General features: G+C 63.1%; 1 pseudogene. It reads left to right on the top strand.

Features of this window, described 5'->3' with window-relative positions:
* A pseudogene (locus tag EOA24_RS38525) lies at window positions 1–977 on the top strand (IS256 family transposase); the annotation flags it as partial.
* Between the last annotated feature and the right edge of the window lie 241 nt (window positions 978–1218).

Here is a 1218-nt window from a genome sequence, read left to right as displayed (position 1 = left end):
GTCCCCAGGCTCAGGAAGGGCTCCTACTTTCCGGGCTTCCTGGAGCCGCGGCGCATGGCCGAGAAGGCGCTGACCGCCGTCATCCAGGAGGCCTACATCCAAGGCATCTCGACCCGCTCGGTCGATGACCTGGTCAAGGCGATGGGCATGAGCGGCATCTCCAAAAGCCAGGTCAGCCGGCTGTGCGTAGAGATCGACGACAAGGTCAAGGCCTTCCTGGAGCGGCCGATCGAGGGCGATTGGCCGTACCTGTGGATCGACGCCACTTACCTGAAGGTCCGCCGCGGTGGGCGGATCGTCTCGGTCGCCGTCATCATTGCGGTGGGCGTCAACGCGGACGGCCGGCGTGAAGTGCTCGGCATGGAGATCGGCACGTCGGAATCGGAGCCGATCTGGACAGAGTTCCTGCGCAAGCTGACCCGCCGCGGCCTGCGCGGCGTCAAGCTTGTCGTGTCAGATGCCCATGAGGGCATCAAGGCCGCAGTCTCGAAGGTGCTGTGCGCCACTTGGCAGCGCTGCCGGGTTCATTTTATGCGCAACGTGCTGGCGCATGCCGGCAAGAGCGGGCGCCGGGTCGTCTCGGCCTTCATCGCCACCGCGTTTGCCCAGGAGACGGCCGAGGCCGCAAGCGTGCAATGGCGCGCCGTTGCCGTCAGATCCGGCCGAAGGTACCGAAGCTCGCCGCCATCATGGATGAAGCCGAACACGATGTCCTCGCCTACATGACCTTTCCGAAGGAGCACCGCGTCAAGCTTCACTCGATCAACCCGATCGAGCGGCTCAACGGCGAGATCAAGCGGAGGACCGAGGTCGTCGGCATCTTTCCCAATGACGATGCCATTGTCCGCCTCGTCGGCGCCTTGCTGCTTGAACAGAATGATGAATGGGCCGTGCAGCGGGCGCGCTACATGACCCTTGAGACCATCAGTCAGATGAGCGATGATCCGCTCATCAGCCTGCCGGCAGTGGCGCGCTGATCAGTCCGGCCCTTGCCGGAGAGCACGGCGACCAATGCCGTTACCTACACCACGCCATGGGGCACGATCAAAACAGGCTCCGCCGGCGCGATATGAGGAAAGTCGTCCAGCCGTTTGTGACAGCGCTCTCCACCGATGCCACGCAATCAAATGAGCGCGTGTATCATGACGGCTAGGCGTGCGAGAAACGTCCTCAGGCATTGCCCTACGAAGGAGCCGATATTAGCGCCGAGATTTCAAG

Origin of the sequence: Mesorhizobium sp. M2A.F.Ca.ET.039.01.1.1, from assembly GCF_003998035.1 — a bacterium.
In the GTDB taxonomy this organism is placed as follows: domain Bacteria; phylum Pseudomonadota; class Alphaproteobacteria; order Rhizobiales; family Rhizobiaceae; genus Mesorhizobium.
This window is presented reverse-complemented; position numbering and strand designations above follow the sequence as displayed.